The following is a 19,444-nucleotide window of genomic DNA, read 5'->3' as shown; positions in this document are numbered from 1 at the left end:
CGGCACAAATTAGGCTAGAAAGTTTTTCACCATTTTAACAATGCGTTCAATCAAGATATCCGCTTGTTTTTTATTGATGTTCAGCGTAGGTAATAAACGAATCACAGAGCCTGCTGTTACGTTAATAATCAAGTGATGCTCATCACGTGCAATATTCACAAGTTCGCCACATGCTTTAGGTAATTCAATGCCGACCATTAAACCAAAACCACGAACAGTCACGTTTTGCTCTGCAAGATGCTCTGTGAATTGCTCAACAAGATACGCACCCATATTTGCAGCATTTTCAACAAGGTTTTCTTTTTGAATGGTATCAATCACGGTATAAACCACACGTGAACCTAATGCTGTACCGCTATAAGTTGAACCGTGGTTACCCGCTGTTAAAACGCCAACACCACGACCTTGAGTCATGACTGCGCCGATAGGGAAGCCATTACCCAGACCTTTAGCTGTAGTTAGCACATCAGGAACAATATTAGTGTGTTGATACGCAAAGTATTTACCTGTACGACCATTACCTGTTTGCACTTCATCAAGCATCATTAACCAGTTGTGCTGATTACAGATTTGACGAATTTCTTCTAGGTAGCTAAAACCCTGAGGTGCAGTATTTACACCACCTTCACCTTGGATCGGCTCAACCAAAATCGCTACGATGTCAGGGTGGTGAATCGCCGCTTCCTCAATCGCTTCGATATCACCGAAAGGTACACGGATAAAACCTTCAACCAATGGGCCAAAGCCTTCTTGAACTTTTTTGTTACCTGTTGCAGATAAGGTTGCCATGGTACGACCATGGAAAGAATGATCAGCAACGATAATTTTTGGTGTTGCGACACCTTGCATATGACCAAATTTACGTGCAATTTTGATTGCACCTTCATTTGATTCTGCACCACTATTTGAGAAGAAAACTTCTTCCATACCCGCAACTTCAGCTAATTTTTGCGCAGCAGCCGTTTGCCAAGGCACTTCAAATAAGTTACTGGTATGAATGAGGGTCGCTGCCTGTTCAGCAATTGCAGCTGTAATTGCAGGATGTGAGTGACCTAAACCACAAACAGCTATCCCTGTCAGTGCGTCTAAGTATTCTGTGCCATCTGCGGTATACAGGTGAGCACCTTGACCTCGGACAAAGCTGATCGGTTGGCGGCCAAATACTGGCATCAAGTGCGATGGTTGATCAGTTTGTACTGGGGCAAGGGTAATGTTATTCATGACTAACTCTAATTTGTCAGGTGATTGAAATAATATAGAGGAGACGCCATATATATATGAGCATCAAGAGGTCTATATAAGCAAAATATGACTCACTTGAAAAGCTGAAATGTAAATAAAACGTGAAATATTGCTTTAGTCATATTGTTTTACTCAGTTTTGGGTATAATGCGAAGCAGATTTATTGAGGATATATCAATGACTGAACAAGCACGCGATACAGAAGCGTTAATTCGTGACCAAATTGCTAAACACGCAGTTCTACTTTACATGAAAGGCACTCCACAGTTTCCACAGTGTGGTTTCTCTGCGCGTGCAGTAGAAGCGCTCAGTCAAATTGGTCGTCCGTTTGCTTATGTAAATATTCTTGAAAATCAAGATATTCGCGCAACTCTTCCACAAATTGCAAACTGGCCGACTTTCCCACAATTATGGATCAATGGTGAGTTGATCGGTGGTAGCGACATTATGCTTGATATGTTCCAAAAAGGTGAATTACAACCTTTAGTTGAACAATATAGCCCAGCTCCTGAAGCTTAATTGGATGTGTATTTGATGATTTTGATCATTGGATACAGATAAAAAATAGCGCCTTTAAGGCGCTTTTTTTATGACTTAATTATCTAAAAAGTCTGGGGTTATGCGTTTTTCCACCATTTCAAAGGCATTTAAAGTGCAATGAATGGTGGAAAAATCAACAAATGAATAAACTCATCGAAGATTTATGACGGATTGTCTTCAGTCGGACTTTCTTCAACACGTTGCTCGTTTTCAGCAGTTCCATTTTTAGCAGTACTGTCTTGAGCTTCAGACTTCTTTGCCTTTTTATCTTTGTCCTTTTTTGACTTCTTCTTTTTTTTCTTTTTCTTTGGCTCTTCTTCCTCAAATTCAGCACCATCTTCAATCGCTTGCCAGTATTCAAGTTGCTCCATGACAGCAGCGTAGATTGAGCCTTTACTATAACGACCTTTTTTATCAAGAGTGCCTACTGGACGCGCCATCAAAATTTCTAATGCTTGGTCAATGGTATCTATGGCGTGAATATGGAATTGACCTTGTTGCACAGCTTCAATCACATCTTTGCGTAACATTAAGTGCTGCATATTTTGGCGTGGAATAATCACACCTTGCTTGCCTGTTAACCCTTGTAATTTACATGCATCATAGAAGCCTTCAATCTTGGCATTTACACCCCCAATCGGTTGAACTTGACCCAATTGGTTCATGGAGCCAGTGATTGCCCAAGATTGATCGATCGGTAATTGGCTAATAGCGGAAATAAGAGCTGAAAGCTCTGCAACAGTTGCGCTGTCGCCATCTACTTGGCCATAGCTTTGCTCAAAGGCAAGGGCAGCAGAAAAATGTAAAATTTGTTCACGACCAAAGTGTGCCTTTAAGAAACTCGACATCAGCAGGACGCCTTTGGCATGCAGAGAACCACCGAGTTCTACACTACGCTCGATATCTAAAATATCGCCGCCACCTTGATAAACCGAAGCCGTTAAACGTGACGGTAAACCAAATTCAACATCAGCATATTGAATCACAGAGAGGGCGTTAATCTGCCCGAATCGATGACCTTTGGTTTCGATTAACTGTGTACCGCGAGTGAGATCTTGCCAATATAATTCACGTAAGTAGCCTAGACGGTATTTACGATGATCAAGAGCGGTGTTGATATGTGTTTCTGTCACCATTTTATCGCCAGCAAGTGCTGCATGATGATGTGCTTCACGAATCAAATCACCTAAGGTGAGGGCATGTAATGACAAAGAGCTTTGATCTTCAGCTTGACGACTTGAATCAGTTAACAGTGCAGCAAGTGCTGTACGGTCAAATGGCAGAAGTTTGTCTGTTTGCACATAGTCAGCAATCAGCTGCATATATGCCTGCTCATTAATGTCATTACGTTGTAATGTATCGGTAAAATCGGCACGAATTTTAAAGACACTGCCCAGTTCTGGTTCGAGTTCTAAAATATCGTAATAAATATCAGGTTCAGCAAGCAGGATCACTTTGATATTTAAATCAATAGCTTCAGGCTCAATCGAAATACTGCCTGTCAATGTAAGCATATGTTCAAGTGAAGACAGCTTTAAATGTCCTGACTTTAATGCACGTTTTAGACCTTGCCATGCATAAGGCTGCTCTAAAAGTTGTTCAGCTTCCAAGATAAGGAATCCACCATTGGCCTTATGCAGTGCACCAGGACGGATTAATGTAAAGTCTGTGGTGATGGTGCCATTTTGGGTCAGTTGTTCGACATGACCTAGCAAATTGTAATGGGTTGGGAAATCTTCAAAAATAACGGGCGCACCAGCATTTGGTTTGTGTGTGGCGATAATGTTAGCTTGGTAGCGAGATGGCACGCGGTTAAATAGGCCAGGTGTAAAGTCATCTTCTTCTTGCTCAAGCACAAACTCAACATTTTGAATGATGTCATCTGCATATTGCTTCAGATAATCTTCCAAGCCTTCAACCATGCTGAATTTATTTTGAATTAGATCAATACGCGGCATTACAACTTGTTTAGCAATTTCACGGTTTAAAACCTGAACTTTATCGCGTGCGTCATCTTCAAGATCACCAAGATGTAGACCAAGGCGTTCAAGTTTTTTATCCATATAACGGACGTTTGACGCAATTTCAGCTCGTTGTTTACTGCTTAGTGCATTGATGTCTTCTTTGGACATTTCTTGGTATTTGTTATCGACCAAATGCACGGGAACGAAACAATGATCATCATCCTGAGAAATCAGTTTAAGATCGAGCTCTTCACCTTCTCGGGTTAATTCAACTAAAGCAAGATGTTGTTCATCACCAGCATGTTGGCGAATCATTTCAATGCGATTGTGATAGGTTTCTGCGGTGAAGCGACGTTCAAGCTGTTTTAATATGGTTTGCCAACTTTGATGTAATAACGCTTGGAATTTTGTCGCTTGACCAGAAGGAAGTTTTAGCGCAATTGGTTCACGCGGAAACTTAAAATTATTGACATAGACCCAATCTGAAGGCGTTGGCATATTTTTAGCGTGTTGTTGTAATAAGCGCTTAATCATGGTGCGCTTACCTAAGCCTGCGGTACCTACAGCAAAAATGTTATAGCCTGAATAGGGCAATGCAATGCCAGCTTCAACCGAAGCTCGGGCACGATCTTGTCCTAAAAAGTCATTGAGTGGTTTAATCCGCTTGGTAGACGTCGGTATTTTTTTAAGCTCAGGCGTATGCGTCAGCTGAAGCGGCTGCAACTGGGTTTTAGTTAAAGTATTCTGTATTTCGGGTTGATCAAAAGCGCTCTTTAGTGTCGTTATTGTTTCTGCTAAGTTTTTTGTGTTGGTTTCATTAATGGTGGTTGATAAAGAAGAGTGAATTTGTTCAAGTCGCTGGGTCACTGTTGAATCCAAAAAACTAAAGAATAGAGATATGTAATTAAGGTATACAGGTTTAATGCCAAAGATCAAGCAACAGCATGCGAAATATCGATAAAATAAAACAATGATTTCATAAATGTTGTTGAAACCGTTGTCATTAAGCGCTTGAATAGCAACATTCGATTTTGACAAAAATAACTGAGTCATGACAACACAAGCTTCAGGATGGAAATCTGCTTTTACTGCATTTTTAGACCGACGTGCGCTGATTATGCTTTTTCTTGGCTTTTCGGCTGGTATCCCAATTTTACTGATCTTTTCCAGTTTATCGCTTTGGTTAGGTGAAGCAGGAATTGATAAAAGTGCAGTGACTTTTTTTAGTTGGGCAGCGCTTGGCTATTCGTTTAAGTTTGTTTGGGCGCCATTAATTGATGAGTTACCTGTGCCATTTTTAACCAAACAACTCGGACGTCGCCGTGCATGGTTATTGATCGCTCAGGTTCTCATTATCTGTGCTATTTGTATCATGGCATTTTCAGACCCTGCTTTAGGACAAAGCTATATCTACCAAATGGCCGCTGGAGCCGTACTACTTGGTTTTTCTGCCGCAACGCAAGATATTGTGATCGATGCGTATCGTATTGAGTTGGCAGAAACTGAAATGCAGACCGTTTTAGCTTCGACCTATAATGCAGGTTATCGTATCGGCATGATCGTGGCAGGTGCAGGGGCGCTATTTTTGGCTGCATATTTAGGCACGGCCAAAGGTAACTATATTTATGAAGCTTGGAAATATACTTACCTTGCAATGGCTGCTGTGATGGCTATCGGTATTATCACAACTTTATCGATACGTGAGCCGCATGTTGACCGTGTACAAAAGCATTATAAACGGACCGACTATTATCGTTTAGTCGCTGTATTCTTTGCTGCCGTGGTTGCCTTTGTCTTGAGTTATATCTATTCAGGTGTGGCAGTTGAAAGCTTGAAAGAACAGTGGCAAATTTCAGACTCATTTGCATTGTTCTGTTTAGAAGCTGTGCGTTTTATTGGTTCAGCTGTGATTGCTTTTGGTGTCGGTTCAGTTTTAGTGAAATCGGGTGCTGTAAATAAGCAGATGGCATTTGAAACTTGGGTTAATCCAGTTGCAGATTTCTTTAAGCGTTATGGTCTAAAACTGGCTTTAGTACTGTTGTTACTTATTGGCTTTTACCGTATTTCCGATATTATCGCCGGCGTCATTTCCAATGTGTTTTATCAAGATTTAAACTTCACCAAAGAGCAGATTGCCGAAGCTGTAAAAGTCTATGGTGTGATTTTTAGCTTGGTTGGTGGCTTCCTTGGTGGTTTGCTTGCGCAGCGTATGAACATTATGAAATTGATGTTTGTCGGTGCGATATTAGCAAGTTCAACAAACTTGATTTTTATCGGTCTGGTCAAATCAGGTCAGCCATTGAGCGATGTCACTGTCAATGTAGCAGGGCAGCAATATACCGCGACGCCAGATGATACGGGTGCTTGGGCAGTTCAAATTCCAAAAGCAGTCTTGGCGGCTGATCAAAATATTAAGGTCAGTGCGGATTATCAGTCTAAGAATCAACATCCAGTACAGGTGAGTTTGCCGTATTTGAATAATGCTTTTTCAAACGCAGCAATGATGTTGCTGCCAGTGACTTCAGATAACACGATTTCAGCTCAAGAGACGGTGAATAGTATCGTGGTCCGTGGACAATACTTGGCAGGCGAATTAAAAGAAAATCAAAAAATTCAAATTATTTTGGATACTAAACCATTCGACGCGAAGCTTGATAAAACTGGTGTTTTTAGTGCTGCAATTCCAGGTCAAGCGCTCGAAACAGCAAAGCAAAAAACATTAACGGCTCAATTACTAGAAAATGATGTAGTGAAAAAGAGTGTCGATTTAGCGTATCAAGTGAATACATCAGCCAATATGTCAGGTGTACTTGGTGTTGATATTCAACCGATTAACTTAGCAAGTGCTGAACAGAATGTGGACATCAAAGGTAAGGTCATTAAGCCTTATAGTTCGCTGTGGCTGTATTTTGCGATTATTGTTGATAACTTGGCTTCTGGTCTTGCTGGTGCGGCATTTATTGCATTTTTATCGAGCTTAACCAGTGTTTCTTTCACAGCTGTTCAATATGCCATCTTTAGTTCATTAATGACCTTAACCCCTAAAATTTTAGGCGGTTACTCTGGTACGATTGTGACCAATATCGGTTATCCAAACTTTTTCTTGATGACGACTTTAATTGGTATTCCGATTTTAATTTTAGTGGTTTGGGTGGCTAAACTATTAAAAGAGCATGAACAGAAATCTAGTTTATAATTCAATTTGAATTAAAAAAGCCCATTCAATCTGAACGGGCTTTTTTATTCTAAGCTCATAAATAGCCTAAGCATATCTGCGGTTTTGGACAAGGATATTTGAAATAAGCGGGTATATGCGTTCTAGACTTAAATTGAACTTTGCATGTTAAATCCCTATAGTATTCAAACATAATGATAGATTTAGGAAACTCGATTATGCGCATGCTGCATACCATGTTACGTGTAGGCAATTTAGAGCGTTCATTGGCGTTCTATACTGAAGTACTCGGTATGACTTTGCTTCGTAAGCGTGATTATGAAGAAGGTCGTTTTACTTTGGCATTTGTGGGCTATGGTGATGAAGAAAATCATACTGTACTTGAGCTAACTCATAACTGGGATACGGAGAGTTATGAGTTGGGAAATGCGTATGGCCATATCGCTATTGCTGTAGATGACGCTTACAAGGCTTGTGAAGAAATTAAAGCACGTGGCGGAAACGTGGTACGCGAAGCAGGGCCAATGAAAGGTGGTGTGACCGTCATTGCCTTTGTTGAAGATCCAGATGGCTATAAAATTGAGTTGATCCAACAAGACTCAAATGCACGAAATAATTAATGTGCAATCATTAATATAAAGTCATCTGTAATTCTAAATAATCTTATTTATAAATTTTTTTGCGTTGATCTCACTATCAACGTTTAAAATAATGAATATATCGGAGAAAAGCTGGCTTTATTTATATGGCCCAGTAAGATGAAATTTACTCAATGGTAAATTTAGCTTATTGGGCATTTTTGTGCCGATCAGCTTTAAAGGGAAATTTGTACAGGATGTTGTTATGCTAAAAATGTTGGCTTTGGATCGTTTTACCATTCTACTTTTTGTAATGGTCATACTTGCGACTTTTTTGCCTGTCAGTGGTCAAGCTGCAGAAATCTTTGGCTATATTACAACGGCTGCAATTGCCATTTTATTTTTTCTACATGGTGCAAAGTTATCTCGTGAGGCTGTGGTTGAAGGCATAATGCATTGGAAGTTACATGCTTTAGTTTTTGCTTTTACCTTTGCATTATTTCCATTATTGGGTTTAATGGCGAAACCAATCCTCGTGCCGATGTTAGGGCAAGAGTTGTATTGGGGCTTTTTGTTTATGTGCTTTTTACCTTCGACAGTACAGTCTTCCATTGCATTTACTTCGGTAGCACAGGGTAATGTTGCTGGTGCAGTCTGTAGTGCATCATTTTCAAATATTATTGGTATGTTTATTACCCCAGTGATGGTGGCCTATTTTATTCTCGGCCAGTCACAACATAACTACGATCCGACTGCATCTATTATTCAAATTACGCTGTTATTACTGATTCCCTTCATTTTAGGGCAGCTCCTCCGTCCTTGGGTGTTTCCTTATATGAAGAGGGTACCAAAAATTGTGAAGGTATTTGATCAGGGCTCAATTTTGATGGTGGTCTATGGTGCATTCAGTAGTGCGGTGGTGGCAGGGCTATGGCATCAAGTGAGTGGTATGACTTTATTCCTTTTGATTGTGGCGTGTTCTGTCTTGTTAACGATCATTATGTTATTGGCGCTATACGTACCGCGTTGGTTGGGCTTTAGCCGAGCTGATCAAAAGACGATTTTCTTTTGTGGCTCTAAAAAAACCTTGGCGAGTGGTGTGCCCATGGCACAAATTCTCTTTATTGGTCAGCCGATGGGGATGATAGTTTTACCAATTATGATCTTTCACCAAATTCAGTTGATGGTCTGTGGTGTGATTGCCAACCTTTGGGCAAAACAGAGCCGTGGGCAAAAGTAAGGACGAGATGAATACGTCCTTTTAAAATACCTTATATAGATGAAAAGAAAAAAATCATGAAAATTAAAAAAGGCTTTTTCATTTTATTCTTGGGTCTGAACACAGTCGTTCATGCCCAATAGGATTTATCTCTAAATAGTAACCGTGATGTCATTGAAAAAATGCCGCTGATCAGCCTGCAGCCCATGTTGGATTTTGTCGTGATCGACAACCACAGATGAATAAGGAATTAGATCAGACTTATTAAGCTGCAAAACTTAAATTAATTGCTGCAGTTCAGGCTATCCATTTTAATGGTGTAGAGCCATTAAAGGCAAAAGATATTGATCTGTCAGTCGATGCACAATTTAAACAGCAGCTTCAAGGCATGTTAGAGGGCATGAGCAAATCATTACAGCCAGTAAATGCAGCGACGTTTTGTCCTGCATTTATTGAAAGATTAAACCATTTTGATCAAGCCCAATTTCAGCGCACAGTCGAATTACAATATCAGAAATATTTAGAGCAAGCTCAACCTAAAGAGTAGAGCGATTCAGCCTTGAATATCTATTTATTAACAATAAAAAATCAGCTATAATTTGCCCCAACTTGTTGTGCTTAGCTCTGACGGTATCCGTCTCGGTGGGCCAAAAGAATGGTCTGTTATGGTGTTGGTCTGCTTTTTTAAGCCTTCCTTGTAGTGATGCAAGAGTGATCAATTGCGATGACAGCTAAACCTTCTTAAATCTTAGGAGTAATCGACGATGCGCGCCGATATTCACCCAAAATATGAAACTTTAGTTGCTACATGTTCATGCGGTAACGTAATTGAAACTCGTTCAGCTCTTGGTAAAGAAACTATTTACCTAGACGTATGTTCTGCTTGCCACCCATTCTACACTGGTAAACAGAAAAGCGTTGACACTGGCGGTCGTATCGACAAATTCAAACAACGTTTTGCTGGTATGTCACGTTCTATCAAACGTTAATATCCAAAACGAAAAAACGGGCTTTATGCCCGTTTTTTTGTGCCGATAAAAAGATAAACCTTAAATCGGCAATGTTCAGAACCTTATTGGTCCTGAACATCAATGAGATGGTCGAGTTTCTTCTGGAAATAATCGCCTTGAATAAAGCGAGCCTCAACATTCCAAGCATTGGCAAATAGGGTCATGTCATTTAATTCACGTAGCATGATTTCAACAGTTTTGATTTCATGATAAGTGGTAATTTTTTCTTGCAGCTCTTGGCATGACTTATCGTTTGCAAGCATTTTGGTCAAACTTGAATCTAATGTTAAGCAGTGAACATCCATTTGACGTAATAATGATTCACTAAACATCGAATGACCAAAATTACGTAAAGCCAGTTCGGCACCATTTTTACGAAGTTCAACAAATGCTTTTTGAGCGGCATCAATATTGAGCTGAATGTCTTCTTCTGCAAATTGTAAAATCAGTGGATTCTTCAATTTACTACGAATAATCGTAATGAGTTTTGAAATAAACTCAGGGAAGGTGCGGTCGTTATATAGCACTTCCTTGTTCAGGTTAACGATTAATTTAGCTTCAGGGAACTGAGTAATAAAGTTGTGTAGCTGTTTACACGATTCAACCAAGATCCAACGATCCAATTTAATGGATAGCTCTGAGTCTTCAGCCAATTCACGTAGTTGGGCGATATCTTTCCATTTATTTTCAAAAATAAAGCCGCTGGTTACTTCATAAGTATAAAGATGTGAATCTTCTTTATCATACAGTTGCTGATATTTAAGATGAATTTCACCGCGTTCTAAACAGTTGCGAAGGGCCTTGATAACAGGAGCTTCATCACTAACGACAATCGGCGCAATTTGTGCTTCTGGTGTACCGAAATCCAAACTTGGTATGTCAATTTCTAATGGAATAGTTAAATCGATTTCAGGTGCTTGTTGGTTGGTTGGTAGCGCAGTATTAAAGGCTTTCGCAATAAAGGTATCAAAATGTGCTTCATCACGAATATCGCTGTCTAAAACACTGTATCCTATGCGTAAATTTAATGGATAAGTTTCATTGTTTACACTGAGTAACTGAGGTTTGCTCAGGGTATTAAGACCAATCAATTTAGACTCAAGTTTGAGCTGATTATCCGCTTGGAATAAGGCAACGATTGCACCATTATCTAAACTAAATAATGGAGCATGAGTCTGGTCTTTCAAGAAGTCTTTAATATTGGTGAAATAGCTCTTATAGGTATTCCAATCTTTTTGAAAAATCGCATCAGAACAAGAAGCCAATGTAAATAGAACCAAAGCATTTACATTAGCAGGTTGCTGGCCAATGGTGCGGTTGAGTTGTTGAAATGCTTTTGGTTTTTGTGGGCTAGCTTCAACTGGAGCGTTGCTTACAGCATTGCTGCTTTGACTGCCAATTTCAATTGCGAGCTGTAAAGCATCTTCTTCAGCCGCAGCAATAAATTCGAGTTTTAGTGGGTTTTGCCCAGCCACTGCGATATTTTGCGAAACAAGATCAAAACGTCCTAAATCGAGCTGTCCTTGGCTGATTTTTTTAAAGCGTTGCTTAAAGTCGTTGAGGTCAGTAGGTTGTAATAGATCGAGTAAAGGCAGACCAATTACATCATCTTCATTTTTTAGACCAAACAAAGTGAGATATTCAGCATTGGCTTGAATGTGAATGCCTTCTTGAATCACGGCAACCGCTTTACGACTATCTTCAACTAAAGACTGGGTTTGGATTTGAGCTGTTTCGAGCTCTTCCATTAAATGTTGCTGCGATTGTTGTAGGCGACTAAAGGATAAAGCACGGATTAAACCAAAATAGAAACTCTCAGGTTCAGCAATATCGACAATGTCATAAATCCCTTTTTTGACTAAACTTGCATATTGTTCTGCTTGATAGTCTTCGGGTTTAAGTAAAATAATCGGTAAATTCGGTTGGCTCGATAGTTGAACTAAACTTAAAGCTTGTTCATATTTTAAATCATAAGCACGTCCAAAAATGATCAAGTCCCAATTGAGATTCAGCTGTTTTTCGAAATTTTGTAAATCATCAAGTAATATGGCATGAACTTGATGTTCGCTGTTTGTCAATAAATCACGTATCTGGTTAAAACGTATTTGATTATCATCAATAATGAGTAATCGAGTTTCCGTACGTTTTAGTTTTTTGGATAGTAATGGATTTCTCACTTTAATGCTTCCCATAAGTCGTTATTTTTGATCTCATTGCTCTGTTTCGCAATATAATCTTTAACGACATTTTCTTGCTCTTCATTCAATAATTCATATTCAAAGCGAATAAAGCTTTGCGTCACCAACTGCGCTTTGGTGAGATAGACTTTGATGTCTTCTTTGCCTAAGCGAAGGTGGATCGTTTGTTTCTCTCGGAAGAGATTTGCCCCAGGTAAAATTAAGGTCGTAGACACTTGATCAAGTTGTGTGGTCTGAACCAATAAAGCAGGTTGGTGATTTGTTGTATTACGGTCGGTACGAATATGGGCTGAACATGGATACAAATCTTGAGCCAGCACTTCGAGACCCAATTCCAAACTTTTTTCAGTCGATTGTTTGATCCAACGAACTACACCTCCACGCCATTGGCTTTGAGCATTTTCTTGGATCAAAATAAATTCGCCGGTTTTTAAATTGGCTGGGGTAGGGCCAGTCCATTTAATGCGATAACCATTCACACTAATATCTAATACGTCAGCGATATGAATCTGTTTTGCTTCACGATCTAGCGCTTTCGCATTAGTCATGCCTGTTGGCATATTTGAATCATGCGAATTGACAAAAGAGGCTTCATTGTGGAATTGATAATTGCCTTCTAAATCTAAAGTTTCGTGGAAGTTTTTACCTTTAGAGAGATAGAAATGCGCCACCATTAAGCTAAAGCAAATATTAATTTGCGCAGAATATTCATAACGCTCATGACGACGTTCAGTGTTGTTGGTCAAAATATTATGAATATGGAAATATAGCGCTGGGGTTAAGAATAACTTTTCATTTTTAGATAAATAATTGGCATTTCTAGTTTGCGTTTCGGTCAAATGATCGAGCAAGTTTTGCGTTGAAATGTATACATTGGCTTGATAAGACCGATCTTGTTTTGAGTTATAAATCGGTGGGTGATCTTTTTTCGTGTCTACAACATAGCGTGAAAGCGTGGTTTCTTTCGGTAGGATTTGAACCAATTTTGCCCAGTCAAAGCTACATAAATACAAACCTTGGATTTCAGCAGGGCGAATCTGATGATTATTGAAAATATCTAATAAGATTAATTGTGCATAAGCTTGAGCAATATTTGCAATTTGATGTTGAGTACCCAGTAACTGATTGACATTACTTTGATAGAAATTGTGTTCAATGGCACATTCAATCAGTTGATGTGCCGCAATCCATTGACCTGCAGTCGGTGTGGCATACAACATATGTTGTTGATACAACAAAAGTGTCAGTTGTTGCAACGCATAGTAGATTGATGCAATTCGAGCGGTTTGTAAGCTTTTTTTATGGCCGAATGAAAAAATCGAAAACTTTTGTTGATTAAGCTGCTGATTACATCGTTTGGCAATATCAATATAGATTTTGGCAAAGTGACTGCGTAAAAGCATCGCCAATTCAATGATTTGGTCATTACGATCCGTGGTAATGAGGCTTTGATTGGTAAAGTGTTTTTCTAAGCTTGTGAGCACACTTTCCATAGTCGGATGTAAAATTTGAACCAAATCAAAACGTAACATCTCTTGGCATTTCAGCTCGGAGATTTCAAGTAAGGCATTGAATAAAGCTTTAGATGAGGTACCCAATTGTAAAATTGAAATACCGTTTAACCACTCTTGCAGACCTTTAGCATTGGTCGGACAAAAGCTTAATTTATCCAGCTTTAATTCAGTCGGATTGTAAAACGTATCTGAAGTATGCGTGGTCATCTTTATTATTTAACTCAAAAAGTTGAAGCCCCAAAAAGCGGTGTCTTGTTTTTTTCGCCCGCTATTTCCCGTACAAGTTTAGGAACCAAATAACCAGGTAGGTTCTCTAAAACTTTTTTATAAATTAAATCAATATCCTGAGCTGGTGTATCAAAATGATGAGCACCTTTTACTTTATCCAGAACATGCAAATAATATGGCATTACACCTGCGTCGAATAAGCGGTAACTTAAATCGACTAATACTTCTGCAGAATCATTAACCCCTTTTAATAAGACTGCTTGGTTCAGCACGGTGATTCCTTGTTTGACAAGCTGTTGAAGCTGGCTGCACGTGAAGTCATCTAGCTCTGATGGATGATTTGAGTGTACCACTAGAATAATGCGTAGCCTACTGTTTTTTAAAATAGAAACCAGCTCTTCGTCGACACGGTTGGGGATTACGATAGGAACTCGTGAATGAATTCTCAAAAATTTAATTTGTGGCAAAGTCGATAAACGTTCAATCCACACTTGAAGTTTACGATTTGATAGTGTGAGCGGGTCTCCACCACTTAAAATCACTTCATTAATATCGGGTTGTTGTTCAATATATTGTTTAATGTTTGGCCAATCGTCATTTTTAGGCAGGTTTTCTTGGTATGGAAAATGCCGGCGGAAACAATAACGGCAATGCACCGCGCAGGCACCGGTTAAAGTCAGTAAAAAACGAGACTTGTACTTATGTAATACCCCTGGCTGTTGGTTAGCCTGCTCTTCACCTAAAGGGTCGGTGACAAAACCGGCGTGTTCTTCAAGTTCCAAATGATGCGGTAGAACTTGGAGTAAAAGCGGATCAAGCGGATTACCTTTTTGCATTTTTTCGACAAAAGCGCGCGGCACACGTAGGCGAAACTCATCTGCTGCGAACTGAGCACCCGATAATAACTGATCATGCGAAAGTTCTAATACATCGAGTAATTCTTGAGGATTTGTTATCAAATCACTCAATTGGGTTTGCCAGTTTTGCTCTTGAAATAAATAGTTTATCATGCCGATTGTTTAAAAATGCAGAAAGGTGAGTAGGGAATATTGCTGAAATTAATGCGTCGAACTTTGATGTTTAAGCTGAAAAAATTCCGATAAAGCTTACAACGGATGAAGCCTACGAAACATTTATTAAGTTTCAGTAAACAGCAATTTTACCTGTTTGTGGGCATTGTATAAACAAAGTTCTTTAATGTCTGAGTGTAAGTTAAGCAGCTTGACCCCTTTAATGGGGATTTTTTCGTTGCGACATGGTGCATTGGTCATTTAGAATACGCAATATCACATTAATGTGCATGTGGCAGCCAATGTTACAGTCAGTACTTGCTAAATGACATGTTACAGCCCATAGCATCTATAGATTAAAGTTAGTAAGTTTGGAGTGAGCCAGTCATGGCCTATTATTCTACGAATGATTTCAAGTCAGGCCTTAAGGTCATGCTTGACGGTAACCCATGTTCAATCATGGAAAACGAATACGTAAAACCAGGTAAAGGCCAAGCTTTTAACCGCGTAAAATTACGTAACCTTAAAACTGGTAAAGTTTTAGAAAAAACTTTCAAATCTGGTGATTCACTAGAAGCTGCTGACATCCAAGAAGTTGAAATGAACTACTTGTATAACGACGGTGAAATGTGGAACTTCATGGATCCAGAATCTTTCGAACAAATCGCTGCTGATAAAGTTGCTATGGGCGACGCGGCTAAATGGTTGAAAGATGACTCAAATGAACTTTGCACAATCATGCTTTGGAACGGTGTTCCTTTAACTGTGAGCGCGCCAAACTTCGTTGTATTAAAAATCGTTGAAACTGATCCAGGTGTACGTGGTGATACTTCAGGCGGTGGCGGTAAACCGGCTAAGCTTGAAACTGGTGCAGTTGTACGTGTTCCATTATTCGTACAGCAAGAAGAAAGCGTTCGTGTAGACACTCGTACTGGTGACTATTTAGAACGTGCATAATGGTTTAAAAATAGACTATTATCGAAAGGGATGAAGTGATTCATCCCTTTTTTTATACCTATTGGTTTAAATTTTTATTCCAAAGTATTAGATGAAAAAACCTATAACAGGAGTAGAGTTTCAAGGGAAGAAACAGCAGTACCTCGAACAAGAAAAATCAAGCTGATTTATTTCAACATTTATGAGGGATTGAGATGGAAAACATTCAACCGAAGTCAGGAATGGCTTCAAAGATTATCTGGCTGTTTGTAGCCATTCTAGGTGCCGTTTCATTCGGCATACTAGCACTTAGTCGAGGCGAGCATGTCAATGCAGTTTGGCTGATCCTTGCAGCAATCTGTGTGTATAGCATTGCATATCGTTTTTATAGTTTATTTATTGCCAATAAAGTCTTTGAACTGAATGAGCGACGTTTAACGCCTGCCCATCGCTTAGCTGACGGTTTGGATTATGTGCCGACCAATAAAAGCGTTCTATTTGGTCACCACTTTGCTGCGATTGCAGGTGCAGGTCCTTTAGTCGGACCGATCCTTGCTGCGCAAATGGGTTATTTGCCGGGAACAATTTGGCTCTTGGTGGGTGTTGTTCTCGCAGGTGCGGTTCAAGACTTTTTAGTCTTATTCATCTCGACGCGTCGTGATGGTCGTTCACTCGGTGAAATGGCAAAACAAGAACTGGGTTCTTTTGCCGGAATCATCGTGATGCTTGGCGCACTTGGTGTGATGATCATCATTCTTGCGGTACTTGCTTTGGTGGTTGTAAAAGCGTTGACCAATAGTCCGTGGGGTGTCTTCAGTATCGCTGCCACTGTACCGATTGCGATTTTCATGGGTATCTATATGCGATTTATCCGTCCGGGTAAAATTGCAGAAGTGTCGATCATTGGTTTTGTACTGATGATGGCTGGGATTATCTATGGTGGCGACATTGCACAGCATCCGTACTGGGGGCCATTCTTTACACTTTCAGGTACTGAACTAACTTGGTGGTTGATTGGTTATGGTTTCGTGGCATCAGTATTACCTGTTTGGTTACTGCTTGCACCACGTGATTACCTATCAACCTTCTTGAAAATTGGTGTTATTGCTGGTTTAGCAATCGGGATTATGTTTGCCTTACCTGAAATGAAAATGCCAGCGGTGACGCATTTTATTGATGGTACAGGTCCTGTATTTGCAGGCTCAATGTTCCCATTCTTGTTTATTACCATTGCCTGTGGTGCAATTTCAGGTTTCCATGCGCTCGTTTCTTCAGGAACGACACCGAAGCTTGTGAATAATGAAAAAGATATTCGCATGATCGGTTATGGCGGCATGTTGATGGAGTCTTTTGTTGCGATTATGGCTTTGGTCTGTGCAACGATTCTTGAGCCTGGTGTGTATTTTGCGATTAATGCGCCAGCAGCTGTGATTGGTACAACGGTTGAGTCCGCTGCAGAAGCAGTTCGTACATTAGGCTTCGTGGTCACACCTGAAGCATTGACCTTACTTGCACAAGAAGTGGGTGAAAACTCGATTCTGTCTCGTACAGGGGGCGCACCAACATTTGCGATTGGTATGGCTCACATTATTACGGAAATTTTCAATAACCGTTCAATGATGGCGTTCTGGTATCACTTCGCGATTTTATTTGAAGCACTTTTCATTTTAACAGCTGTGGATGCAGGTACGCGAGCGTGTCGTTTCATGGTGCAAGATACAGTGGGTATCGTGGTTCCTGCGGTAAAAAACTCACATAATTTCTTCGGAAACCTGTTGGGTACGGCGGTGGCTGTCGCAGGTTGGGGCTTCTTCGTTTACCAAGGCGTGGTTGATCCACTCGGCGGTATTAATAGCTTATGGCCGCTATTTGGTATTGGTAACCAAATTCTTGCTGCGATGGCATTGATCTTGGGTACAGTGATTTTATTCAAGATGAAAAAACAAAAGTATGTTTGGGTGACAATTATCCCAACATTATTCTTGTTTATTACTTCAATGACCGCTGGTTGGCAGAAGATTTTCCACGAAAATCCAAAGATTGGTTTCTTGGCTCAGGCAGATCGTTTTAATGCAGCCATTGCGAAAAATGAATTGTTGGCACCTGCGAAAACCATGGCTGAAATGCATACGGTTGCATTGTCGAATCAAATCAATGCCGGACTTTGCGCATTCTTTATGATTGTGGCTTTTGTTATGTTATTTGCAGCGATTGGTGTGGTACGTCGTGCCTTGGCAAATCCAAACCCATCAGTGAATGAAGCAGAAGCGATTTACCGTGACCCAGCTGAAATTAATCCGTCAAATTCAGCACATTAATAGGGGAATATGAATGAACCTGAAGTTTGCAAAAAGTGGAAAAACGGTGATTTATAAAATCATTAAAATGACCATTATGTCGCAGAAGGATTTAATTCTGAACCCGAAAAATTGGTCACGTATTGCGACGTTGTGGCAACGTTTACAGCAAAGCTTCCGCCTGATGGTGGGTGTGCCAGATTACCAAAACTATTTGGAACATATGGCAAAACATCATCCTGATTTGGAAGCGATGGATGCAAAAACATTTTATCGTCACTGTGTAGATGCACGTTATCCATCAGCTGGTGGTGACATGAAGAAGTGTCCTTGCTAATGCAGTGACTCGAGCCAAAAATCTAAGAAAAAAGCGTTCTTCGGGACGCTTTTTTTATTGCTGATTTGTGATCAGTCGAAGCGAAAACAACCCTTTTGTATATTCAATAAATATCAAGAGTATCTATTTAAAGTATGGAACTGGGTATTGCTTGGAGATAAACACTGTATTTTTAAATAAAACCCTGTATGTTAGTCATTCATTTAACTTTTTTATTGGGGAATAAAAGGTGTTTTGGGGATCAGAGAAAAGCCAACAAAATATTACATCAACGCTTTTAAGTGAGCAGAGCCTTGCGCCTTTTTACCCGAAAATAAATACATTCCTCGAACAAATTAACCAAATTATTTTGGATAAAAATCAGCAAACCAAATTGGCTTTAGCTTGCCTATTGGCAGGCGGGCATGTGCTATTTGAAGACTTACCTGGTTTAGGAAAAACGACATTATCTAGCGCCTTGTCACATTTGGCGGGATTAAAGTTTCAACGGATTCAATTTACCAATGACATGCTGGCTAGCGATGTGATAGGGGTAAATATGTTTAATCAAAAAGAACATCATTTTGAGTTTAAATCAGGGCCGATATTTACCCAAATTTTATTGGCAGATGAAATCAACCGTTGTAGTCCAAAGACCCAAAGTGCTTTATTGGAAGCGATGGAAGAGGGGTATGTGACGGTTGATGGTATGCGATATGCTTTGCCTCAACCATTTTGGGTGATTGCGACACAAAACCCTTTATTTCAAAGCGGGACTTATGCCTTACCTGAGTCCCAGTTGGACCGGTTTTTAATGCGTTTGTCTTTAGGTTATCCATCGCGTCAGGCAGAGAAATTATTACTCCAACAAACTTCACGCCATGATCTGATTGCAGTATTAGCAAATATTTTTAACGAAGCCGAAATTTTACAACTACAAGGCTTTGTCGAGCAGATACATCTGAGTGATCGTTTAATGGATTACATTTTGGATCTTGCTGCTGAAACACGTAAAGGGAGACATGGTCTTTCTACGCGTGGTGTTTTAGCCTTAAAGAAAGCTGCGCAAGCCTATGCGCTGATTGAGCAGCGAAATTATGTGAATCCTGACGATGTGCAAGCGGTGTTTACAGCGGTAGTGTCTCATCGAATTGGGCTGTCAGATCTTGAAGCCTTTAAGCTTTTAGAACAAGTTTCGATTCAATAAAGGAGTTGAA

General features: G+C 39.9%; 15 protein-coding genes. 10 read left to right on the top strand and 5 right to left on the bottom strand.

Features of this window, described 5'->3' with window-relative positions; translation table 11 throughout:
- Positions 1–9 precede the first annotated feature (9 nt).
- Positions 10–1,221 (bottom strand): acetylornithine/succinylornithine family transaminase, encoded by a 1,212-nt coding sequence (locus AC25JC_RS04295; RefSeq protein ID WP_486923521.1) that lies wholly within the window; start codon positions 1,219–1,221, stop codon positions 10–12.
- 198 nt (positions 1,222–1,419) lie between these two features.
- Between AC25JC_RS04295 and grxD the strand changes: the two genes are divergently transcribed.
- Positions 1,420–1,761: a Grx4 family monothiol glutaredoxin gene (gene grxD / locus AC25JC_RS04290; protein WP_067762767.1), complete on the top strand. Its 342-nt coding sequence runs from the start codon at positions 1,420–1,422 to the stop codon at positions 1,759–1,761.
- A gap of 182 nt (positions 1,762–1,943) precedes the next feature.
- Here the strand turns inward: grxD and AC25JC_RS04285 are convergent, their stop codons facing one another.
- Positions 1,944–4,592, bottom strand: coding sequence for a Lon protease family protein (locus AC25JC_RS04285; RefSeq protein WP_486923538.1), 2,649 nt, complete (start codon positions 4,590–4,592; stop codon positions 1,944–1,946).
- A gap of 205 nt (positions 4,593–4,797) precedes the next feature.
- Between AC25JC_RS04285 and AC25JC_RS04280 the strand changes: the two genes are divergently transcribed.
- The 5 genes from AC25JC_RS04280 (at position 4,798) to rpmE (ending at position 9,707) form a co-directional block, all read left to right on the top strand.
- Positions 4,798–6,942, top strand: coding sequence for an AmpG family muropeptide MFS transporter (locus tag AC25JC_RS04280; protein ID WP_486923520.1), 2,145 nt, complete (start codon positions 4,798–4,800; stop codon positions 6,940–6,942).
- 197 nt (positions 6,943–7,139) lie between these two features.
- Positions 7,140–7,541, top strand: coding sequence for a lactoylglutathione lyase (gene gloA / locus AC25JC_RS04275; RefSeq protein ID WP_078191833.1), 402 nt, complete (start codon positions 7,140–7,142; stop codon positions 7,539–7,541).
- 223 nt (positions 7,542–7,764) lie between these two features.
- Positions 7,765–8,739 carry a bile acid:sodium symporter family protein gene (locus AC25JC_RS04270; RefSeq protein WP_486923519.1) on the top strand — a complete coding sequence of 325 codons (975 nt, stop codon included), beginning with the start codon at positions 7,765–7,767 and terminating at the stop codon, positions 8,737–8,739.
- 379 nt (positions 8,740–9,118) lie between these two features.
- Entirely contained in the window at positions 9,119–9,265 is a 147-nt protein-coding gene (locus AC25JC_RS04265) for a hypothetical protein (protein ID WP_486923518.1), read from the top strand.
- 217 nt (positions 9,266–9,482) lie between these two features.
- Positions 9,483–9,707 (top strand): 50S ribosomal protein L31, encoded by a 225-nt coding sequence (gene rpmE / locus AC25JC_RS04260; protein WP_078190165.1) that lies wholly within the window; start codon positions 9,483–9,485, stop codon positions 9,705–9,707.
- An 83-nt stretch (positions 9,708–9,790) separates the two neighbouring features.
- Here the strand turns inward: rpmE and AC25JC_RS04255 are convergent, their stop codons facing one another.
- Genes AC25JC_RS04255 through epmB form a run of 3 tightly spaced genes read right to left on the bottom strand, consistent with a single transcriptional unit; the run spans position 9,791 to position 14,678 of the window.
- Positions 9,791–11,920, bottom strand: a complete 2,130-nt coding sequence (locus tag AC25JC_RS04255) for an EAL domain-containing protein (RefSeq protein WP_486923517.1) — start codon at positions 11,918–11,920, stop codon at positions 9,791–9,793.
- Positions 11,902–13,647, bottom strand: coding sequence for a GTPase (locus AC25JC_RS04250; protein ID WP_486923516.1), 1,746 nt, complete (start codon positions 13,645–13,647; stop codon positions 11,902–11,904). Before AC25JC_RS04250 ends, AC25JC_RS04255 begins: the two co-directional genes overlap by 19 nt.
- A 14-nt stretch (positions 13,648–13,661) precedes the next feature.
- Positions 13,662–14,678, bottom strand: coding sequence for an EF-P beta-lysylation protein EpmB (epmB, locus tag AC25JC_RS04245; protein ID WP_078191830.1), 1,017 nt, complete (start codon positions 14,676–14,678; stop codon positions 13,662–13,664).
- A gap of 387 nt (positions 14,679–15,065) precedes the next feature.
- Here epmB and efp point away from each other — a divergent pair, with 387 nt between their 5' ends.
- From efp to AC25JC_RS04225, 4 genes are all read left to right on the top strand, one after another.
- Positions 15,066–15,635 carry an elongation factor P gene (gene efp / locus AC25JC_RS04240; protein ID WP_067762759.1) on the top strand — a complete coding sequence of 190 codons (570 nt, stop codon included), beginning with the start codon at positions 15,066–15,068 and terminating at the stop codon, positions 15,633–15,635.
- A gap of 194 nt (positions 15,636–15,829) precedes the next feature.
- Positions 15,830–17,932 (top strand): carbon starvation CstA family protein, encoded by a 2,103-nt coding sequence (locus AC25JC_RS04235; protein WP_486923515.1) that lies wholly within the window; start codon positions 15,830–15,832, stop codon positions 17,930–17,932.
- Positions 17,933–17,945: 13 nt separating this feature from the next.
- Positions 17,946–18,248, top strand: a complete 303-nt coding sequence (locus tag AC25JC_RS04230; protein ID WP_078190160.1) for a YbdD/YjiX family protein — start codon at positions 17,946–17,948, stop codon at positions 18,246–18,248.
- Positions 18,249–18,510: 262 nt separating this feature from the next.
- Positions 18,511–19,434 carry an AAA family ATPase gene (locus AC25JC_RS04225; protein WP_486923537.1) on the top strand — a complete coding sequence of 308 codons (924 nt, stop codon included), beginning with the start codon at positions 18,511–18,513 and terminating at the stop codon, positions 19,432–19,434.
- Positions 19,435–19,444: the final 10 nt, after the last annotated feature.

The organism is Acinetobacter sp. P37 (assembly GCF_057480965.1).
Note: the sequence above shows the minus strand (reverse complement) of the source record. Positions and strands in the feature narration are given on the sequence as shown.